The organism is Allobosea sp. 10L417, assembly GCF_056395485.1.
In genome coordinates this window covers 16033-33381 of record NZ_JBFTJP010000011.1, presented here as the reverse complement: position 1 = coordinate 33381, position 17349 = coordinate 16033, and the positions used below count along the sequence as shown (strand labels likewise).

Here is a 17349-nt window from a genome sequence, read left to right as displayed (position 1 = left end):
ACCGATCCGGAAAGAACGATGGTCCCGTCGCAGGGTTCCGTCTACTCCCCGTTGCCGCTGTCGGCGGCACGCAGGCTTTCGAGCGTCGGCATCGAAGTGATGTGATAGCCGGCGTCGATGTGGTGGATGTCGCCTGTGACACCACCCGACAGGTCAGAAAGATAGTATAGCGCCGAGCCGCCGATCTCATCGAGCGAGACCGATTTGCGCAGCGGCGAGTTGGCCCGCTGCCAGGACAGCATGGCGCGCGCATCAGAGATGCCGGCACCGGCCAGCGTCCGCACCGGGCCGGGCGAGAGAGCGTTCACGCGGATGCCGCGCGGGCCGTAGTCGCCGGCGAGATAGCGCACGCTCGCCTCGAGCGCCGCCTTGGCCACGCCCATGACGTTGTAGTTCGGCATGATCCGGGTCGAGCCGCCATAGGTCAGCGTGATCATGCTGCCGCCCTTCGGCATGCGATCTGCGGCCCGTCTGGCGATCTCGGTGAAGGAGAAGCAGGAGATCACCATGGTGCGCGAGAAGTTCTCGCGCGAGGTGTCGGCATAGAGACCCTTGAGCTCGTTCTTGTCGGAGAAGCCGATGGCGTGGACGACGAAGTCGAGCGTGTTGCGCTCGGGATCACCGCCCCAGGCCTCGTCGAGAGCGGCAAAGGTCGCATCGACAGAGGCAATGTCCTCGACATCGCAGGGGATGACGAGGTTGGAACCGAGGCTCTCCGCCAGCGGCCGGACGCGCTTGCCGAGCGCATCGCCCTGATAGGTGAAAGCGACCTCGGCACCATGCGCGTGAAGGGTGCGGGCAATGCCCCAGGCAATCGAGTTCTGGTTGGCGACGCCCATGATGAGGCCGCGCTTGTTATGCATCAGCGGGAGCATGGCACACTCTGGAAGGGATCTTCAGGAACTGGTCGGATGGCGGGAGAAGTGGAAAACGCTCGGCAACTCTGGCTCATCAAGCCTGAACGGCAGCTGGTGATTGCACGCCCGTTGCACGGGCGGCAACCGCGACGCCGCGCAACTAGGATTTCAGCACCGCGCCCGCCGCCGCCTTCGACGTCGCGACGGGCACGATCTCGAAGCGGGCAAGGTCGCCCCACTGCAGGACCCACTCCTGCAACAGAGCGACATCGTCGCATTCCATGATCTGGAAGCAGCGGCCTAGATCGGCGGCAACCCAGCTTTCAACGTAGCGCAAACCCTCCGGCGCCATACGCCCGCGCTCCTGGAAGCGGGCATAGACATCCTTCACTCGGGCCTGATCGAAATGCTCGATCACCATGAAGAGCATGGCGGCCTCAGGCCTCCAGGCGCTTCATCACGATGGTGGCGTTGGTGCCGCCGAAACCGAAGGAGTTCGAGAGCACGCAGCCGAGGCCGGCGTTGTCGATGCGCTTGCGCACGATCGGCATGTCGGCGAAGGCCGGGTCGAGTTCCTCGATATGGGCGCTTTCGCAAATGAAATCGTTGTTCAGCATCAGCAGCGAGTAGATCGCCTCCTGCACGCCGGTCGCGCCGAGCGAATGGCCGGTGAGCGACTTGGTCGCCGAAATCGGCGGCGCCTTGTCGCCGGCGCCGAACACGGCGCGGATCGCCTCGATCTCCTTGCCGTCGCCGACCGGGGTCGAGGTGCCGTGCGGGTTGATGTAGTCGACCTTGGCCTTCACGCCCTGCAGCGCCATGCGCATGCAGCGCTCCGCACCCTCGCCCGAGGGAGCGACCATGTCGTAGCCGTCCGAAGTCGCGCCATAGCCGACGATCTCGCCATAGATCTTGGCGCCGCGCGCCTTGGCGTGCTCCAGTTCCTCAAGCACGACGACGCCGGCGCCGCCGGCGATGACGAAGCCGTCGCGGGCCACGTCATAAGCGCGCGAAGCGACGGCGGGGCGGTCGTTGAAGTCGGAGGACATCGCGCCCATGGCGTCGAAGAGAACGGAGAGCGTCCAGTCGAGCTCCTCGCAGCCGCCGGCGAAGATCATGTCCTGCTTGCCCCACTGGATCAGCTCGTAGGCATTCCCGATGCAGTGGTTCGAGGTCGCGCAGGCCGAGGAAATCGAATAGTTGACGCCCTTGATCTTGAACCAGGTGGCGAGCGTCGCCGAGGCGGTCGAGGACATGCCTTTCGGCACGGCGAAGGGGCCGACCTTCTTGGACGAACCGCTCTCACGGGCCTTGTCGTAGGCGTCGATCAGCGCGCGGGTCGAGGGTCCGCCCGAACCCATGATGATTCCGGCGCGTTCGTTGCTGACCTCGGCCGGCTCCAAGCCCGCATCCACGATCGCCTGTTCCATCGCGACCTGATTCCAGGCGGAACCGCCACCGTGAAAGCGCATGGCACGCCGGTCGAGCACGCTCGCGGGATCCAGCGTGGGAACGCCGGCAACCTGGCTGCGGAAGCCGTGCGCGGCGAATTCCGCGACATGGGAGATGCCCGATTTCGCTTCGTGCAGCGAGGCCAGGACCTCCTGCGTGTTGTTGCCGATGGACGAGACGATGCCCATCCCGGTGACGACGACGCGTCTCATGCTCGCTTCACTCCAGCTGTCAGCGCACGGCGGGCTGGCCCGCCGCTCTGGATTCATACCGCGCAAATGGACCGAGCAGCAGCTGCGCGCAAGGTCGCGGCGCGTTTTTCCTCAGGCCGCTTCCGGCTTGAACAGGCCGACGCGCATGTCGCTGACCGTGTAGATGCGCTTGCCGTCCGCCTCTAGCCAGCCATCGGCAATGCCGAGCACGAGCTTCGACTTGAAGACACGCTTGAAGTCGACGCCGTAGACGACCTTCTTGACCGAAGGCAGCACCTGGTCGGCGAACTTGACCTCGCCGACGCCGAGCGCACGGCCGCGGCCCTGCAGGCCGAGCCAGCCGAGGAAGAAGCCGGTGAGCTGCCAGAGCGCATCGAGCCCGAGGCAGCCCGGCATCACCGGATCGCCCTTGAAATGGCAGTCGAAGAACCAGAGGTCGGGCTTGATGTCGAATTCGGCGCGGACGAGGCCCTTGCCGTGCTCACCGCCCTCCTCGGCGATCTCGGTGATGCGGTCGAACATCAGCATCGGCGGCAGCGGCAGCTGCGCGTTGCCCGGCCCGAACAGCTCCCCGCGACCACAGGCGAGGATCTCCTCGTAGCTGAAAGACGACTGACGCTGCATTCCCGTTCCGCTCCTTTGCGCCGGCCGGATTCGGCAAGGCGTATTCTGCGCCGTGCCTAACACGGCGGGAAGCGGAAACGAAAGGGCACAGGCGCGTCGACCCACACGCCAACGTCAAAAACAGCGTTCGACATGCGCCAGATCAAAGCCGGCACGCCCATCATCTGCTAGGAAGCCTGCGTCATGCTTGCGGGGGTGGAGCCGAGGCCCTACATTTCCTTGGAATGATTGCAATCAATCGGCGGAGCTGCGGGCGCCCGTTGCGAACGAAGACATGAGAACGAGAATTAGCATGAGCGATCTGACTTCGCAAAACCAGGGCGACGGGTCGGTTGTGCGGCAAGGTTGCCCCTTCCACGACGTCCGGCAGAAGTTGAGACGCGTCGGCCTGCGGCCAACGCGTCAGCGCGTTTCGCTCGGCTGGGTGCTCTTCGCCAAGGGTCAGCGCCATGTCAGCGCCGAGATGCTCTATGAAGAGGCGATGAAGGAGCGGATCCCGGTCTCGCTGGCGACGATCTACAACACACTGCGCCAGTTCACCGAGGCGGGCCTGCTGCGCGAGCTGACGCTCGACGGCGCCAAGGCCTATTTCGACACCGCCGATCACGAGCATCACCATTTCGTCGTGGAAGGCGAGAACCGGGTGATCGACATCCCTGCCCAGGAGATCGACGTCGCCAGCCTGCCGACACCGCCCGCGGGCTATGAGATCGCCCGCGTCGACGTCGTGGTCCGGCTCCGCAAGATCGACGGCTGAGCGGGCGAGCAAAATGCGCCCTCCCCGCCCCCTGATCTCGCGGCGGATTTTCGCGGGGCTGGCTTTCGCCGCGGCTCTTCCCGCCCTTCCCGCAGCCGCCGCGCCGCGGACGCTGAGCGGAACCGTATCCTATCGCGAGCGCATGCTGCTGCCGCCGGGTGCGATCATCGAGGTCAAGCTTCTCGACGTCTCCCTGGCCGACGCACCGGCGCGCACCATCGCCGAAACCCGCGTCTCCGGGCGGCGCATCCCGGCGCCGTGGACCCTGCATTTCGATTCGCGGCAGATCGAGCCGCGGCACAGCTACGCGCTACAGGCGCGCATCCTCGATCGCGGACAGCTGCTGTTCATCACGACCGAACGGCACAGCGTCTTCACGGGCGGCCAGGACGACACCGCAATCTGGGTCCAGCGCGCGGCGACGCAGGATCAGCCCGCCGCGCCGGCCTCATCCCCCATCGGGAGCTGGCGCCTCGCCAGTCTCGGTGGCACCGAGACACCGGGATCGATCACCACCGTCATCACCATCGCTGACGATGGCAGGGTGTCGGGCCGCGGCGGCTGCAACGGCTTCGGCGGAAACGCGACGGTCAAGGGCCGGATAATCCGGTTCTCCCGCATGGTCTCGACGATGATGGCCTGCGCACCCGATGTGATGGATCAGGAGCAGCGCTTCCTGAAGACGTTGGAGCGGGTTCACCGCTGGAGCATCGAGCGTCGCACGGGGCGGCTCGCTTTGCTCGACCGGGGCGGCCGGTCGTTGATGACGCTGACCCGGCAGTAGTCCCGGCAGCCAACAGCGTCAGTCGACCTTTTCGTTCGGATAGACACCCCAGAGCCGGTCCTGCCGGATAAAGCCGATGATGTTGCCGACGCTGACGCGGCACCAGGCGTTGGCGCAGGACGCGACATTCGTGACGACCCCCGCCTGCAACCGGGCAACGACATTCGCATCTTCCGAAGCGCTGGCGCGCATCGGGAACACCTCGTCCTTGTTGCGAGACCATGGCGCCACAAGGGCTGTGCGGCGCCCGGACAACAGGCTGTGCAGCACCCACCCCTCCGTGCCATCCGCATCGCGCACACGGCGCCAGGTCTCGAACTCCGCCGTCACCTCGACCGGCAGACCGGCGCGCTGATAGACCCAGCGTGTCCGATGCTCCTTCGACGGCCCCTCGCGCAGATTCACCCGATCCGTCTTCAGACTGACATAGCGCGGCACCGGCAGCCCGGTGACGGAGCCCGCCTGCATGTCCTGCGCGGCGGCGGTGAGCGACGAGCCGATGAAGAGAGCGCCGATCAGGGCGATTTGGCGCATCGTCGTAACCTTCATCCGCCGTTCTCTCTACTCGGCACCTTGCCCCCGGCGAAGGGTCAAGTTGTGTTCCGCTGCGCCGCCGCATAGACAACTCATACGGGGTCGCGCAACCGCTCCATTCCTGGGCCAGCAGGGTTAATGGCTGGTTGAAGGCCGAGGCGAATACGGATGACGGAAGGGTGACCGCCATGTCGAAGAAGAAACCCCTGGTCGTGGTGACGCGCAAGCTGCCCGCGGTGGTGGAAACCCGAATGCGCGAGCTGTTCGACGCCAGGCTCAATATCGACGACAAGCCGATGTCGCAGGCCGCCCTCGTCGAAGCCGTGAAGACCGCCGACGTCCTGGTCCCGACGGTAACCGACAAGATCGACGCCGCCATCATCGCGCAGGCCGGGGACCAGCTCCGGCTCATCGCCAATTTCGGCAACGGCGTCGACAACATCGACGTCGCCAGCGCCGTGCAGCGCGGCATCACCGTCACCAACACGCCGGGCGTGCTGACCGACGACACCGCCGACATGACGATCGCTCTGATCCTCGCCGTCGCCCGTCGGATCGCCGAGGGTGCCCGCGTCATCCCAGACGACGACTGGGCCGGCTGGTCCCCCACATGGATGCTTGGCCGGCGCATCACCGGCAAGCGCCTCGGCATCGTCGGCATGGGGCGCATCGGCCAGGCGCTGGCGAAGCGCGCCGCCGCCTTCGGCCTGTCGATCCACTATCACAACCGCCGCCGGGTCGACCCGCGCATTGAGGAGAAGCTCGATGCGACCTACTGGGATTCACTCGACCAGATGCTGGCGCGGATGGACATCGTCTCGGTCAACTGCCCGCATACGCCGGCGACCTATCACCTGCTCTCGGCGCGGCGCCTCAAGCTGATGAAGCCGGACGCCATTCTGGTGAACACCGCCCGCGGCGAGGTCGTCGACGAAACCGCCCTCGCGCGCATGCTGGAAGCCGGAGAACTCGCCGGCGCCGGGCTCGACGTGTTCGAGAGCGAGCCAGCAGTCAATCCGCGCCTGCTCAAGCTCGCCCGCCAGCACAAGGTCGTCGTGCTGCCGCATATGGGCTCCGCCACCCATGAGGGCCGCGCCGACATGGGCGAGAAGGTCATCGTCAACATCAAGACCTTCATGGACGGGCACAAGCCGCCGGATCGCGTGCTGCCCAGCATGCTCTGAGGCACACTCAGTTCCTCCCCGAGCCCTCGTCCGCGATGCTCCGGGAGGTTCCGAGATATCTGGAACATCCTGCGAGACGGCCCTGCGGGCCTCCTTGCGATGAGGGCTCAGACGTCCGGTAGCCTGCGAGGCAAGTCCTCAGGCGGCGTGGAGTTCCGCGACCCGCGCCGCCTCGCCCGGCCAGTCCCGATAGGTGTCGATCACGCCGGCGGCCCCTGCCGCCAGCAGGCGTTCGCGCATGCGCGGCTTGTCATGGGCCGTTCCGGTGAAGCCCACCACCGGCATGCCCGCCGCCCGGGCGGCCTGCACGCCCGGCACGGAATCCTCCAGGACAAGGCAATTTGCCGGCTCAACAACCATCTGCCCGGCGGCGAAGAGGAAGACGTCGGGCGCCGGCTTGCCACGCGCGACCTGCGAGGCCGAGAAGACATGCGGATCGAACAGGTCGAGGAGGCCGGCCAGGCCGAGATTGCGCCTGAGCGGCTCGAGGCTCGTCGAGGATGCGACGCAGCGGCGTCCGGCGAGCAACGGCAACGCCTCCCGTACTCCCGGCAGCGCCCGCAGCTCGCATTCGAGCCGGGCAGCCACGCCGTCCTCGATTCTGCGCTCGAAATCAGGTGGCAGCCGGCGGCCGAGCGCCGCTTCGATCACCTTGAAGCCGTCGGCAAGCGGAATCCCGACGAGATGCGCGTTGTAATCCTCGATCGTCCACTGCGTCAGGCCGATCTCGTGGCAAAGCACGAGGCTGACCTCGCTGTAGAGCGTCTCGCTGTCGATCAGCGTGCCGTCGCAATCGTAGATGACGAGTTCGAACGGCATCCTCGCCTCCCGGCGTTGGCGCTCAGTTCGCCCGGGCGGTATCGAATTGGCCGGTTTTGCGGAAGCGCCAGAGATAGGAGGAGATGATCGCCTCGACGGAGGTCGGCGCAACGCCGATCCCGGCGAAGTCCCGACCTTCCTTGGCCGCAGCCGCGGAAACGACATTGTCGCTTTGGAGCAGCGTCACCTGATCGCGGGTCAGGACCAGTTCGTCGGGAATCAGCCCGAGCGTCAGCGTGTCCACTACCTGCAGCACGCTGCCCATGATCCGCGCCAGCGGGAAAGGCAGCGGCGCCAGCAGGCGCTTGCGGCCGGTCACGCGGCAGACCTCTTCGAGGATCTGGCGCAGGCTCATGACCTCCGGGCCGCCGAGCTCGTAGACGCGCCCGCCCTGCACCGTGCCGTCGACCGCACGCGCGGCCACCACGGCGACATCGCCGACGAAGGCAGGCTGAAACTTCGTCTTCCCGCCGCCGACCAACGGCAGCACCGGCAGCATCCGCGCCATCGAGGCGAAGCGGTTGAAGAAGGTGTCCTCCGGCCCGAACATCACCGAAGGCCGCAGCACGACCGCGCCCGGTACGGAGGCGAACACTGCGGCCTCGCCCTCGGCCTTGGTGCGGGCATAGGCCGATGCCGATTCGGCGGTGGCACCGAGCGCCGAGACATGGACGAGCCGGGTGATGCCGGCGGCGGCGCAGGCCTGGGCTATGGCGCGCGCGCCATTCGCCTGCACGGCAGAAAAGCTCTGGCGCCCCTGCTCCTGCATGATGCCGACGAGATTGATGACGGCGTCGGCCCCCTTCACGGCGGCGGCGACCGAGGCGGGATAACGCAGATTGGCCTGCACGGCATGGATCTGGCCGACAGTGCCGATCGGCTGCAGGAAGCCTGCGAGATCCGGGCGGCGCACCGCGACGCGCACCCGATAGCCGCGCTTGACGAGCGCCCGCACGACATGGCGGCCGACGAATCCGGAACCACCGAAAACCGTGACGAGTTGCTGAGCCGGGGCTTGAAGGGCCATCGCGGGAGCTCCGTTTAGAATGCTTCTGCCCTCCTAGATCATGTTCCGCGAAAGTGGAAATCTCTTTTGCGCCGAATGCGCACCTGGCCTGAGCATGCGGCCTTTCGCCCGAGGACGGCTCGGCTATTCGGGCATTCCTTCCCCTTTCCGCGCGGCTTTCCGTCCACTCCGATATTCCGGGCCGGAACTCTTTCCACAGGCTGCGGACGGCCGAATGCATTTCGTTGATGCGGGCCCGTTGACAGGACGACTCGCCCCCCGTAAACGAACCGCCGTTGCCCAGGTGGCGGAATTGGTAGACGCACCAGCTTCAGGTGCTGGCGCCTGCAAGGGCGTGGAGGTTCGAGTCCTCTCCTGGGCACCACTCATCTACCAGAGTGGTGGTTTGTCAGCGCCTTAGCTGACATTATGGGGCTATGCCTCGCCGTTGTCGTGAACAATGGCGAGCGTTGATTTCGTTGCGCTTCGGCGTCCCCATTAGGCAGAATTCCTTTTCCATCGCCTACGTCGCCCAGCCCATCCCGTCAGACCGGATGACCGGGGCGGTGGAACGCAAGCTGCGCATGCTCCCTTCATGAGCAAGGTCGGCTTGGCTTGCCGCACCGAGGTGACCCAGACATCGCGCGCTACCGCTTCCCCCGGCCGCGACGCCATGACGGTGCTGTTCATGTCTCCATCGATGGTGCTGCATGTCGTGCTCGGCATCGCCTTCCTGCACTTCTTCACGCAGATTGGCCTCTCCGGAACATTCCTCGGGCTTGTGCTGAGCCATGTCATCGTGATCCTGCCCGTTCGGATGCTCCTCTATATCCAGGACAATATCGACCCGCTCATCGCAGCCGTCTGCGCCTGCCTGATCGCCCTGACCGCGGCTCCTCTGATCGCGCTGGACAGGCTGTTCGGCCTCGACCAGCTGTTCGTCGGAACCGGAAGAGGCTGATCCCGTGCCCAGCAAATCCACAGAACCCGATGTTGCCGTGATCGGCGGCGGGGTGGTCGGCGGCGCCATCGCGCTCGGGCTCGCCCGCCGCGGCGCCCGTGTCGCCATCCTCGACGAGGGCGATACGGCCTTCCGGGCCTCGCGCGGTAATTTCGCGCTGGTCTGGGTACAGTCCAAAGGCTTCGGCATGCCGGACTATGCGCTCTGGTCGCGCCGCTCGGCCGATAGCTGGCACGAGCTTGCCGGCATCCTGCGCCAGGAGGCCGGTATCGATGTCGCGCACAGCCAGCCCGGCGGCTTCATGCTCTGCCTCTCCGAGGCCGAACTCGACAAGCGCATCGACGCGATGCGGCGTCTCCACAACAGCCGGCCGCTGACCGATTTCCCCTATGAGGTGCTCGACCATGCCGAAACGAGGCGACGCCTGCCCGCCATCGGCAAGGGTGTCGTCGGCTCGATCTACTCCCCGCTCGACGGCCATGTGAATTCGCTGAAGCTGTTCCGGGCGTTGCGCGAGGCGACGGTCCGGTGCGGCGTCGACTATCGCCCTAACAGCCCGGTCGAGCGTATCCTGCCGAAGGAAGGCGGCTTCGCGATTTCGGGGCCGTGGGGAGAGATGCGCGCCGGCAGGATCGTCCTCTGCGCCGGGCTCGGCAATGCGCGGCTCGCCCCGATGGTCGGGCTCGACGCGCCGGTGAAGCCGAGCAAGGGCCAGATCATCGTCACCGAGAAGACCGAGCCCTTCCTGAGCAACCCCATGGTCACGGTGCGCCAGACCGACGAGGGCGGCGTCATGATCGGCGACAGCCACGAGGATCGCGGCTTCGACACTGTGGTCGGCCAGCCGGTCCTGTCGGCGATGGCCGAGCGCGCGGTCAGGATGTTTCCGCGACTCGCCGGCCTCAACGTCGTGCGGACATGGTCGGCCCTGCGGGTGATGAGCCCCGACGGCTTCCCGATCTACGACCAGTCCGAAACGTGCCCCGGCGCCTTCGTCGTCACCTGCCATTCCGGCGTGACGCTGGCCGCCAATCACGTCTCGACCCTCGCCCCCGCGATCCTCTCCGGCGCGCTGCCGGAGGCGGTGGCGTCCTTTACCGCGCGGAGGTTCCATGTTCCGGCCCATAGCTGAGGCGAGAGAGGGGGCGATCGGCGCCGCGAGACTCAGCTTCACCTTCGACGGCACGCCGCTTACCGGCCGCTCCGGCGACACCGTCGCCGCCGCTCTGCTCGCCAACGGCATCGTCGCATGCCGCGAGACCCCGGTCTCCGACACGCCGCGCGCGCCCTATTGCCTGATGGGCGTGTGCTTCGACTGCCTCGTCGTCATCGACGGCATCGGCAACCGGCAGGGCTGCCTGGTAACGCTGACTGAGGGCATGCGGATCGAGACCCAGCATGGCCGCCGCCATCTCGCGGAGGTCGGCCAATGACTCCGGCCGAAACCATCGAACGACTCGCCGAGAGCTATGATGTCGTGGTGGTCGGCGCCGGCCCGGCCGGCCTCTCCGCCGCGGCGCGCGCCGCGGGGCTCGGCCTCACCGTCCTGCTCGCCGACGAAAATCCGGCGCCCGGCGGCCAGATCTACCGCGCCGTCACCACGACGCCGGTCAAGGACCGCACGGTCCTCGGCGCGGACTATTGGCGCGGCGCCGAGATCATCGAGGGTTGTGAGCGCTCGCAGGCCACCTATGCGGCACGCTGCACCGTCTGGTCGCTCGGCCCGGACGAAACGGCACCCGACTCGTTCGAGCTCGGCCTCTCGCTCGACGGCAAGGCCCGCATGATCGGCGCCCGGCAGGTCATCCTCGCCACCGGCGCGCTGGAACGCCCCTTCCCGATTCCGGGGTGGACGCTGCCCGGCGTGATGACCGCCGGCGCCGCGCAGATCGCCCTGAAGGGCGCCGGCATCGTGCCGGCAGGACGCACCGTCATCGCCGGCTGCGGCCCCCTGCTCTATCTGCTGGCGAGCCAGCTTTCGGCGGCCGGCTGCGAGATCGTCGCCGTGCTCGACACGACCTCGCGCACCAACTGGCCGAAGGCGCTCGCCGCGCTGCCGGACTTCCTGCGCTCGCCCTATCTGGCCAAGGGGCTCAAGCTGATGGCTGCGACGCGGCGGAAGCTGCGATTCGTGCGCGATGTGACCGGCCTTTCGGCGAAAGGCGAAGGCAAGCTACGGCAAGTCGAGTTCGAGCAAGGCGGACGACAGGGCGCGATCGCCTGTGACACGCTGCTGCTGCATCAGGGCGTGATCCCAAGCGTCAACCTCTCCAACGCGGCCGGCTGCGCCCATGACTTCGACGAAGAGCAGCATGCCTGGGTGCCTCGCGTCGATGCCTGGTTCGCCTCCAGCGTACCGGGCATCGCCATCGCGGGCGACGGAGCCGGCATCGGCGGGGCGGAGAGCGCGGCCCTGCGCGGCGAGATCGCGGCCTTGGGCGCAGCGTCGCGGCTGGGCAAGCTGAGCGAGGCCGAGCGCGACCGGCAGGCGACGCCGATCCGCACCGCACTCGCGCGCCTGCTGCATGGCCGCCGTTTCCTTGACCTGCTCTACAAGCCGGCACCGCAGTTTCTGGCGCCGCCGCAGGACGAGACCATCATCTGCCGCTGCGAAGAGGTCACCGCAGGACAGGTGCGCGATGCGGCGGCGCGCCTCGGCGTCACCGGCCCCAATCAGATGAAGGCGTTCCTGCGCTGCGGCATGGGGCCGTGTCAGGGCCGGCTCTGCGGGCCCACGGTCGTCGAGCTGATCGCCCGGACGCGCGGAACAACGCCGGCCGAGGTCGGCTATTACCGCCTGCGCCCGCCGGTCAAGCCGGTGACGTTGGCGGAGCTGGCGGCGCTGCCGCAGACCGAGGCTGCGGTGAAGGCGGTCGCGCGATGAGATCTGCCCGGCATGCCGGCGCGCGCCACGCGCCAGCCCGCTATGGCCGGTCCGGATCGAAGTGCTTCGCAAGCTTGTGTCCGTACCCTCCATAGTCCTTCTGAAAGGCATTGGAACCAGCGGCGAAGGCGGTGACCTGCTGCGGAAACCGCGTCTCGAACATGAAGGCGAGCGTTCCCTCCAGCTTGTGCGGCTTCAATTCGACATTGCTCGCCCGCTCGAAGGCGTCCACATCCGGGCCGTGCGGCAGCATCATATTGTGCAGCGAGACGCCGCCGGGCATGAAGCCGCCGCCGGTCTTGGCGTCGTAGACTCCATAGACCAGCCCCATGAACTCGCTCATCACGTTCATGTGGTACCAGGGCGGGCGGAAGGTATTTTCCGCCACCAGCCACCGGTCGGAGAAGATGACGAAGTCGATATTGGCGGTGCCGGGCGTCTCGGAGGGCGAGGTCAGCACCGTGAAGATCGACGGGTCGGCATGGTCATAGAGCACCGGCCCGACCGGAGAATATTTGCGCAGGTCGTATTTGTAGGGCGCGTAGTTGCCGTGCCAGGCGACGACGTCGAGCGGTGAATGGTCGATGTCGGCAACCCAGAGATTGCCGCCCCACTTCACGAACATCTTGGAAAGCGCGTCGCGATCCTCATAGGCGGCGACCGGCGTCAGGAAGTCGCGGGGGTTGGCGAGGCAGTTGGCGCCGATCGGTCCCCTCTCCGGCAAGGAGAAGGCGCCGCCATAGTTCTCGCAAATGTAGCCGCGTGCCGGCTCGCCGGGCAGCTCGACGCGGATCTTCACGCCACGCGGGATCACCGCGATCTCGCCCGGCTCGATGTCGATGATGCCGAATTCGGTCCAGAGTCTTAAACTCCCCTGCTGCGGCACGAACAGCATCTCGCCATCGGCATTGTAGAAATACTCATCCACCATCGACCGCGTGACCAGATAGACATGCGCCCCCATGCCGCCCTGGCTGCCGGCATCGCCGGCCGTGGTCATGCTGTGCATGCCCTCGATGAAGGATAGCGGCTGCGACGGTATCGGCAGCGGGCTCCAGCGCAGCGGGGCGAGCGGCAGATCGACCTCGCGGGCCGGCGCGGTGCGCCACAGCCCGATATCGGCCTTTCGGAACTGGTTCCAATGCGCCACCGTCGGCCGGATGCGGTAGAGCCAGGAGCGCTCATTGGTGGTGCGCGGCGCAGTGAAGGGCGAGCCCGAGAGCTGCTCTGCATAAAGGCCATAGGCGCAGCGCTGGGGCGAGTTGCGGCCGAGCGGCAGTGCGCCCGGCAGCGCCTCGGTCTCGAAGCCGTTGCCGAAGCCGGACATGTAGCCCGCCCGGATGGCGCTCTCGACCTTGCGCACGCCTGCGGGCGGCCGAGCGGGATCCTGAACGTTCATGGTGCGACCTCCCGATGGTGGCTCGCGGCGCGGCAGGGACAAGGGCCGGTGTGTTCGCCGGTACCCGCGCGTCAAATAAGTTGCTTTCGTAACGGTTGATTTTGTAACCAACAAGGCATGACGACGCTCGCGCTTGAACGCTTCCTGCCCTATCGCTTCAACCGGCTCAGCAGCGCGCTCTCGCTGAAATTCCGCGCTGTCTATGGGCCGCATCACGATCTGACGGTGCCGGAATGGCGCGTCCTGGCCACGCTCGGCCAGTTCGGCGCGGTGACCGCGAAGGCCGTCGGCGCCCATTCCGCCATGCACAAGACCAAGGTCAGCCGGGCAGTGCGCGCGCTCGAGGAGCGCCGCTGGCTCTCCCGCCGCGAAAACGAGGCCGACCGACGCGAGGAGAGCCTGATGCTGACGGCGGCGGGGCTGCGCGCCTATGGCGAGATCGTGCCGCGCGCACTCGCCTTCGAACAAGAGATCCTGGCGGCGCTCGGCCCGGACGCCACCCGGCTGCTACGAGGACTGGATCGGCTGGAGGCGCGCTTGTGGGCCCCGGATGCGCCCCGTCAGAACCGTGGCGGACGCTTGTCGAAGAAGGCCTGAATCCCTTCCCTGAAATCAGCCGTAGCCGCATTGGCCATGAAGGCCCGCTTCTCCAGATCGAGCTGCGCGTCGAAGGAGCCTTCCATCGCGGCCTGAATGAGGGCCTTGCTCGCCCTGTTGGCGCCGACGCTGCACTGGCTCAGGCGCCCGGCCAGCGCCTGCGCCGCGCCCGCCAGCTCGCCATCCGGCACCACCCGGTTGACGAGGCCGAGGCGCAACGCGGTGTCGGCATCGATCGGCTCGTTGAACAGCACGAATTCGAGCGCGCGGCGCGGGCCGAGCAGCCGCGCGAGCGACCATGTCGTGCCGCCATCCGGGTTGGTTCCCAGTTTGGTGTAGGCCGACAGAAAGCTCGCGCCCTGAGCCGCGACGACCATGTCGCAAGCGAGCGCGAGACCGACGCCGCCGCCAGCGACAGGCCCCTGCACTGCGGCGACAACGGGCTGCGGCAGGGCTTTGATCAGACGCATCAGGGCATGAAAGCGATCGATGAGCAGGCCCGCGGTTGCAGGCGCCCCAGCAAGATCGGCATGGAAGCGGGAGAGATCCCCGCCCGCCATGAAGGAGCGGCCGGCGCCGGCGAGAACCACCGCTCGGATGTCCGAATCCGCGGCGACCGGCTCAAATGCCGCGATCAGCGCATCCGCCAGCGTCTCGTCGAGCACATTCAGCACCTTCGGCCGGTTCATCGTCACCGTCAGCACGGTGCCGTGTCTTTCGATGACGACCACGTCGCCCGAGGAATTCTCCATTGTCCCGACGCCTTTCAGATGATGCGCCGCCACTCTGCCGCTCCGGGCTCATGAAGACCAGCAGAAGGGGTCTGCTCCCAGCGCATCGCTCGATGGCGGATTTTTCTTGCGCTCCGTTCTGGCACGACCGAAGACGGATCGTCGTTCCCAGCTAACAATCCGAGGATCGCGGCGATGACCAGCCCCGCCGGCCAGGCACCCGAGGCTTTGACCGACAACGAAGCCTTTCGTCCGCATACCTCGCATTGGGGCGTGTTTTCGGCGCGGATGAAGGACGGACAGCTCGAGGTTCGGCCGCATCCGGGCGACCCCGACCCGAACGACATCATCCAGAACTTTCCGGGGGCGCTGCGCCACCGCGCCCGCATCGCCCGGCCGATGGTGCGACGCGGCTGGCTGGAGAATGGGCCGGGTCCCGACGACCGCCGCGGGCGTGACGAGTACGTGCCGATGTCCTGGTCGGCGGTGCTCGACAAACTCGCGGGGGAACTGCGCCGCGTGCGGGACGACCACGGCCCCGGCGCGATCTTCGGCGGCTCCTATGGCTGGGCGAGCGCGGGGCGCTTTCATCATGCCCAGAGCCAGATCCACCGCTTCCTCAACACCTCGACCGGCGGCTATGTGAAGTCGGTCAACAGCTACTCTTCGGGCGCTTCCTCCGTCCTCGTGCCGCACATCATCGGCGACTACGAGGATCTGGTGAAACGTAACGTCTCCTGGGAGCAGATCGCCGAGCACAGCGAGATCGTGCTCGCCTTCGGCGGCATGGCGCTCAAGAACAGCATGGTGGCCGGCGGCAGCATCAGCCGCCATGTCGAGCGCGGCGCGATGGAGCGCGCCCAGGAACGCGGCTGCGAATTCGTGCTGGTCAGCCCGCTGCGCGGCGACCTGCCGACGGAGGCCGGCGCCGAGTGGGTTGCGAACATCCCCGGCAGTGACACCGCGCTGATGCTGGCGCTCGTCCACGCGCTCGTCGTCAACGGACTGCACGACCGCGCCTTCCTGGAGCGCTACACGGCCGGATGGCCGGTCTTCGAGCGCTATCTCACCGGCGAGAGCGACGGTCAGCCCAAGGATGCGGCCTGGGCCGCTCCCATCACCGGCATGCCGGCCGAGGAGATCGTGGCGCTGGCCAAGCGCCTGCACGGCAAGCGCGCGCTGATCGTCGTGGCCCATGCCCTGCAGCGCGCGACACATGGCGAGCAGCCGGTCTGGATGGGCATGGTGCTCGCGGCGGCGCTCGGGCAGATCGGCCTCCCCGGCGGCGGCTATGGCTATGGGCTCGGCGCCATCGCCTATTACGGGCGGCGCTACAATGCCGTGCCGATGCCGACATTCTCGCAAGGGAAGAACCCGGTCAGCGATTTCATCCCGGTCGCGCGCATTTCCGACATGCTGCTCAATCCGGGCTCGACCTATCGCTATAACGGCCAAACCCGGACCTACCCCGAGATCAAGCTGGTCTACTGGGCCGGAGGCAATCCGTTCCATCATCATCAGGACCTGAACCGGTTGCGGCAGGCCTTCGCCCGGCTCGATACTCTCGTCGTCCACGAACTCGCCTGGACGGCGACGGCGCGCCATGCCGACATCGTGTTGCCCTGCACGATGACGCTCGAGCGCGAGGATATCGGCGGCAATTCCAACGACCCGCTGCTGGTGCCGATGCATCCGGTCGTCGCGCCCTATGGCGAGGCGCGCGACGACTACGCCATCTTCGCCGGACTGGCCGAGCGGTTGGGCACGGCCGAGGCCTTCACCGAAGGCCGCAGCGTGCGGCAATGGCTGGAGCATCTCTACGAGCCCACGCGCATTGGCCTCGCGGAGAAGGGACTGCCGGCGCCGAGCTTCGCCGAGTTCTGGGCGAGCGAAGGCTATGAGCTGCCGCAGCAACCCGACGATGGCGGCAATCTGCGCGCCTTCAGGCAGGATCCGGCGGGCTCGCCACTGCGGACCCCAAGCGGCAAGCTGGAGGTCTTCTCCGAGACCATTGCAAGCTTCGGCGAAACGGACTGCCTCGGGCACCCGGCCTGGCTCGGCGCGACGAACATCCCCGATGCGGCTGCCCCTTACGTCCTCGTCGCCAACCAGCCGCGGACCCGGCTACACAGCCAATTCGATTTCGGCGGTCATAGCGGCGAGGGCAAGCTTCGCGGCCGCGAGGTCGCGCGCATGCATCCGGAAGATGCTGCCACACGCGGCATCGTCGATGGCGACATCATCCGCATCTCGAATGAGCGCGGCGCCTGCCTTGCCGGCGTCATCCTCACCGACGGCATTCGCAAGGGCGTCGTCCAGCTGCCGACCGGCGCCTGGTACGATCCGGCCGACCCGACCGAGGACAAGCCGCTCTGCGTCCACGGCAATCCGAACGTCCTGACCCGCGATATCGGCACCTCGGCGCTGGCGCAGGGCTGCACCGGGCAGTTGACGACGGTGCAGGTCGAGCGCTTCGACGGCAATCTGCCGCCGATCCAGGCCTATGATCCGCCGGGCGGATCGGCCGCCGAAGCGGCGGAATAGGCCA

The 17349-nt window shown here is 67.1% G+C and carries 17 protein-coding genes, 1 tRNA gene and 1 pseudogene; 10 read left to right on the top strand and 9 right to left on the bottom strand.

All coding sequences use genetic code 11. The features are described 5' to 3' along the window. Positions 1-41: 41 nt before the first annotated feature. From fabI to fabA, 4 genes are all read right to left on the bottom strand, one after another. Positions 42-875 carry an enoyl-ACP reductase FabI gene (gene fabI, locus AC1DE3_RS22625; protein ID WP_441513592.1) on the bottom strand — a complete coding sequence of 278 codons (834 nt, stop codon included), beginning with the start codon at positions 873-875 and terminating at the stop codon, positions 42-44. A 142-nt stretch (positions 876-1017) separates the two neighbouring features. Continuing rightward, positions 1018-1287 (bottom strand): DUF3303 domain-containing protein, encoded by a 270-nt coding sequence (locus AC1DE3_RS22620; RefSeq protein WP_441513591.1) that lies wholly within the window; start codon positions 1285-1287, stop codon positions 1018-1020. Positions 1288-1294: 7 nt separating this feature from the next. Beyond that, positions 1295-2521, bottom strand: a complete 1227-nt coding sequence (gene fabB, locus AC1DE3_RS22615) for a beta-ketoacyl-ACP synthase I (protein ID WP_441513590.1) — start codon at positions 2519-2521, stop codon at positions 1295-1297. Between the two features lie 111 nt (positions 2522-2632). After that, a complete protein-coding gene (fabA, locus tag AC1DE3_RS22610) occupies positions 2633-3145 on the bottom strand; it encodes a 3-hydroxyacyl-[acyl-carrier-protein] dehydratase FabA (protein WP_441513589.1) in 513 nt (170 codons plus the stop codon). A gap of 292 nt (positions 3146-3437) precedes the next feature. Here fabA and irr point away from each other — a divergent pair, with 292 nt between their 5' ends. Together irr and AC1DE3_RS22600 are read left to right on the top strand one after the other, a co-directional pair. Then, positions 3438-3902 (top strand): Fur family transcriptional regulator Irr, encoded by a 465-nt coding sequence (irr, locus tag AC1DE3_RS22605; RefSeq protein WP_441513588.1) that lies wholly within the window; start codon positions 3438-3440, stop codon positions 3900-3902. A gap of 13 nt (positions 3903-3915) precedes the next feature. Then, on the top strand, positions 3916-4686 hold the full coding sequence (locus tag AC1DE3_RS22600; RefSeq protein WP_441513587.1) for a YbaY family lipoprotein: 771 nt from the start codon (positions 3916-3918) through the stop codon (positions 4684-4686). Positions 4687-4704: 18 nt separating this feature from the next. Here the strand turns inward: AC1DE3_RS22600 and AC1DE3_RS22595 are convergent, their stop codons facing one another. Continuing rightward, positions 4705-5235: an SH3 domain-containing protein gene (locus AC1DE3_RS22595; protein WP_441513586.1), complete on the bottom strand. Its 531-nt coding sequence runs from the start codon at positions 5233-5235 to the stop codon at positions 4705-4707. 173 nt (positions 5236-5408) lie between these two features. On the opposite strand from AC1DE3_RS22595, the gene AC1DE3_RS22590 reads away from it, so the two are divergent. Then, positions 5409-6404 (top strand): 2-hydroxyacid dehydrogenase, encoded by a 996-nt coding sequence (locus tag AC1DE3_RS22590; RefSeq protein ID WP_265058007.1) that lies wholly within the window; start codon positions 5409-5411, stop codon positions 6402-6404. Between the two features lie 138 nt (positions 6405-6542). Here the strand turns inward: AC1DE3_RS22590 and AC1DE3_RS22585 are convergent, their stop codons facing one another. After that, positions 6543-7223, bottom strand: coding sequence for an HAD family hydrolase (locus AC1DE3_RS22585; RefSeq protein ID WP_441513585.1), 681 nt, complete (start codon positions 7221-7223; stop codon positions 6543-6545). 22 nt (positions 7224-7245) lie between these two features. Next, positions 7246-8250 (bottom strand): complex I NDUFA9 subunit family protein, encoded by a 1005-nt coding sequence (locus AC1DE3_RS22580; RefSeq protein ID WP_441513584.1) that lies wholly within the window; start codon positions 8248-8250, stop codon positions 7246-7248. Positions 8251-8527: 277 nt separating this feature from the next. Between AC1DE3_RS22580 and AC1DE3_RS22575 the strand changes: the two genes are divergently transcribed. The 5 genes and pseudogenes from AC1DE3_RS22575 (at position 8528) to AC1DE3_RS22555 (ending at position 12074) form a co-directional block, all read left to right on the top strand. After that, positions 8528-8614 (top strand) — tRNA-Leu (locus AC1DE3_RS22575). Positions 8615-8868: 254 nt separating this feature from the next. Next, positions 8869-9190: pseudogene (locus AC1DE3_RS22570) on the top strand (hypothetical protein); the annotation flags it as partial. Between the two features lie 4 nt (positions 9191-9194). Beyond that, a complete protein-coding gene (locus tag AC1DE3_RS22565) occupies positions 9195-10322 on the top strand; it encodes an NAD(P)/FAD-dependent oxidoreductase (protein ID WP_441513583.1) in 1128 nt (375 codons plus the stop codon). Beyond that, positions 10303-10623 carry a (2Fe-2S)-binding protein gene (locus tag AC1DE3_RS22560; RefSeq protein WP_441513582.1) on the top strand — a complete coding sequence of 107 codons (321 nt, stop codon included), beginning with the start codon at positions 10303-10305 and terminating at the stop codon, positions 10621-10623. The genes AC1DE3_RS22565 and AC1DE3_RS22560 overlap by 20 nt, the downstream gene beginning before the upstream one ends. After that, positions 10620-12074, top strand: coding sequence for an FAD/NAD(P)-dependent oxidoreductase (locus AC1DE3_RS22555; RefSeq protein ID WP_476852796.1), 1455 nt, complete (start codon positions 10620-10622; stop codon positions 12072-12074). The genes AC1DE3_RS22560 and AC1DE3_RS22555 overlap by 4 nt, the downstream gene beginning before the upstream one ends. Positions 12075-12114: 40 nt before the next feature. Here the strand turns inward: AC1DE3_RS22555 and hmgA are convergent, their stop codons facing one another. Beyond that, positions 12115-13473 carry a homogentisate 1,2-dioxygenase gene (gene hmgA / locus AC1DE3_RS22550; protein ID WP_441513580.1) on the bottom strand — a complete coding sequence of 453 codons (1359 nt, stop codon included), beginning with the start codon at positions 13471-13473 and terminating at the stop codon, positions 12115-12117. A 117-nt stretch (positions 13474-13590) separates the two neighbouring features. On the opposite strand from hmgA, the gene AC1DE3_RS22545 reads away from it, so the two are divergent. After that, positions 13591-14070, top strand: a complete 480-nt coding sequence (locus AC1DE3_RS22545; RefSeq protein WP_441513579.1) for a MarR family winged helix-turn-helix transcriptional regulator — start codon at positions 13591-13593, stop codon at positions 14068-14070. Here AC1DE3_RS22545 and AC1DE3_RS22540 read toward each other — a convergent pair. Further along, positions 14034-14855, bottom strand: a complete 822-nt coding sequence (locus AC1DE3_RS22540) for an enoyl-CoA hydratase/isomerase family protein (protein ID WP_441513578.1) — start codon at positions 14853-14855, stop codon at positions 14034-14036. The two genes, AC1DE3_RS22545 and AC1DE3_RS22540, sit on opposite strands and share 37 nt — an antisense overlap. 141 nt (positions 14856-14996) lie before the next feature. Between AC1DE3_RS22540 and AC1DE3_RS22535 the strand changes: the two genes are divergently transcribed. Continuing rightward, a complete protein-coding gene (locus AC1DE3_RS22535; RefSeq protein WP_441513577.1) occupies positions 14997-17345 on the top strand; it encodes a molybdopterin guanine dinucleotide-containing S/N-oxide reductase in 2349 nt (782 codons plus the stop codon). The last annotated feature ends 4 nt before the right edge of the window (positions 17346-17349 follow it).

Excerpts from the sequence above, each read along its gene's own strand:
- fabI (WP_441513592.1), bottom strand. The coding sequence starts at position 875 with ATGCTCCCGCTGATGCATAACAAGCGCGGCCTCATCATGGGCGTCGCC.
- AC1DE3_RS22620 (WP_441513591.1), bottom strand. The coding sequence starts at position 1,287 with ATGCTCTTCATGGTGATCGAGCATTTCGATCAGGCCCGAGTGAAGGAT.
- fabB (WP_441513590.1), bottom strand. The coding sequence starts at position 2,521 with ATGAGACGCGTCGTCGTCACCGGGATGGGCATCGTCTCGTCCATCGGC.
- fabA (WP_441513589.1), bottom strand. The coding sequence starts at position 3,145 with ATGCAGCGTCAGTCGTCTTTCAGCTACGAGGAGATCCTCGCCTGTGGT.
- irr (WP_441513588.1), top strand. The coding sequence starts at position 3,438 with ATGAGCGATCTGACTTCGCAAAACCAGGGCGACGGGTCGGTTGTGCGG.
- AC1DE3_RS22600 (WP_441513587.1), top strand. The coding sequence starts at position 3,916 with ATGCGCCCTCCCCGCCCCCTGATCTCGCGGCGGATTTTCGCGGGGCTG.
- AC1DE3_RS22595 (WP_441513586.1), bottom strand. The coding sequence starts at position 5,235 with ATGAAGGTTACGACGATGCGCCAAATCGCCCTGATCGGCGCTCTCTTC.
- AC1DE3_RS22590 (WP_265058007.1), top strand. The coding sequence starts at position 5,409 with ATGTCGAAGAAGAAACCCCTGGTCGTGGTGACGCGCAAGCTGCCCGCG.
- AC1DE3_RS22585 (WP_441513585.1), bottom strand. The coding sequence starts at position 7,223 with ATGCCGTTCGAACTCGTCATCTACGATTGCGACGGCACGCTGATCGAC.
- AC1DE3_RS22580 (WP_441513584.1), bottom strand. The coding sequence starts at position 8,250 with ATGGCCCTTCAAGCCCCGGCTCAGCAACTCGTCACGGTTTTCGGTGGT.
- AC1DE3_RS22560 (WP_441513582.1), top strand. The coding sequence starts at position 10,303 with ATGTTCCGGCCCATAGCTGAGGCGAGAGAGGGGGCGATCGGCGCCGCG.
- AC1DE3_RS22555 (WP_476852796.1), top strand. The coding sequence starts at position 10,620 with ATGACTCCGGCCGAAACCATCGAACGACTCGCCGAGAGCTATGATGTC.
- hmgA (WP_441513580.1), bottom strand. The coding sequence starts at position 13,473 with ATGAACGTTCAGGATCCCGCTCGGCCGCCCGCAGGCGTGCGCAAGGTC.
- AC1DE3_RS22545 (WP_441513579.1), top strand. The coding sequence starts at position 13,591 with ATGACGACGCTCGCGCTTGAACGCTTCCTGCCCTATCGCTTCAACCGG.
- AC1DE3_RS22535 (WP_441513577.1), top strand. The coding sequence starts at position 14,997 with ATGACCAGCCCCGCCGGCCAGGCACCCGAGGCTTTGACCGACAACGAA.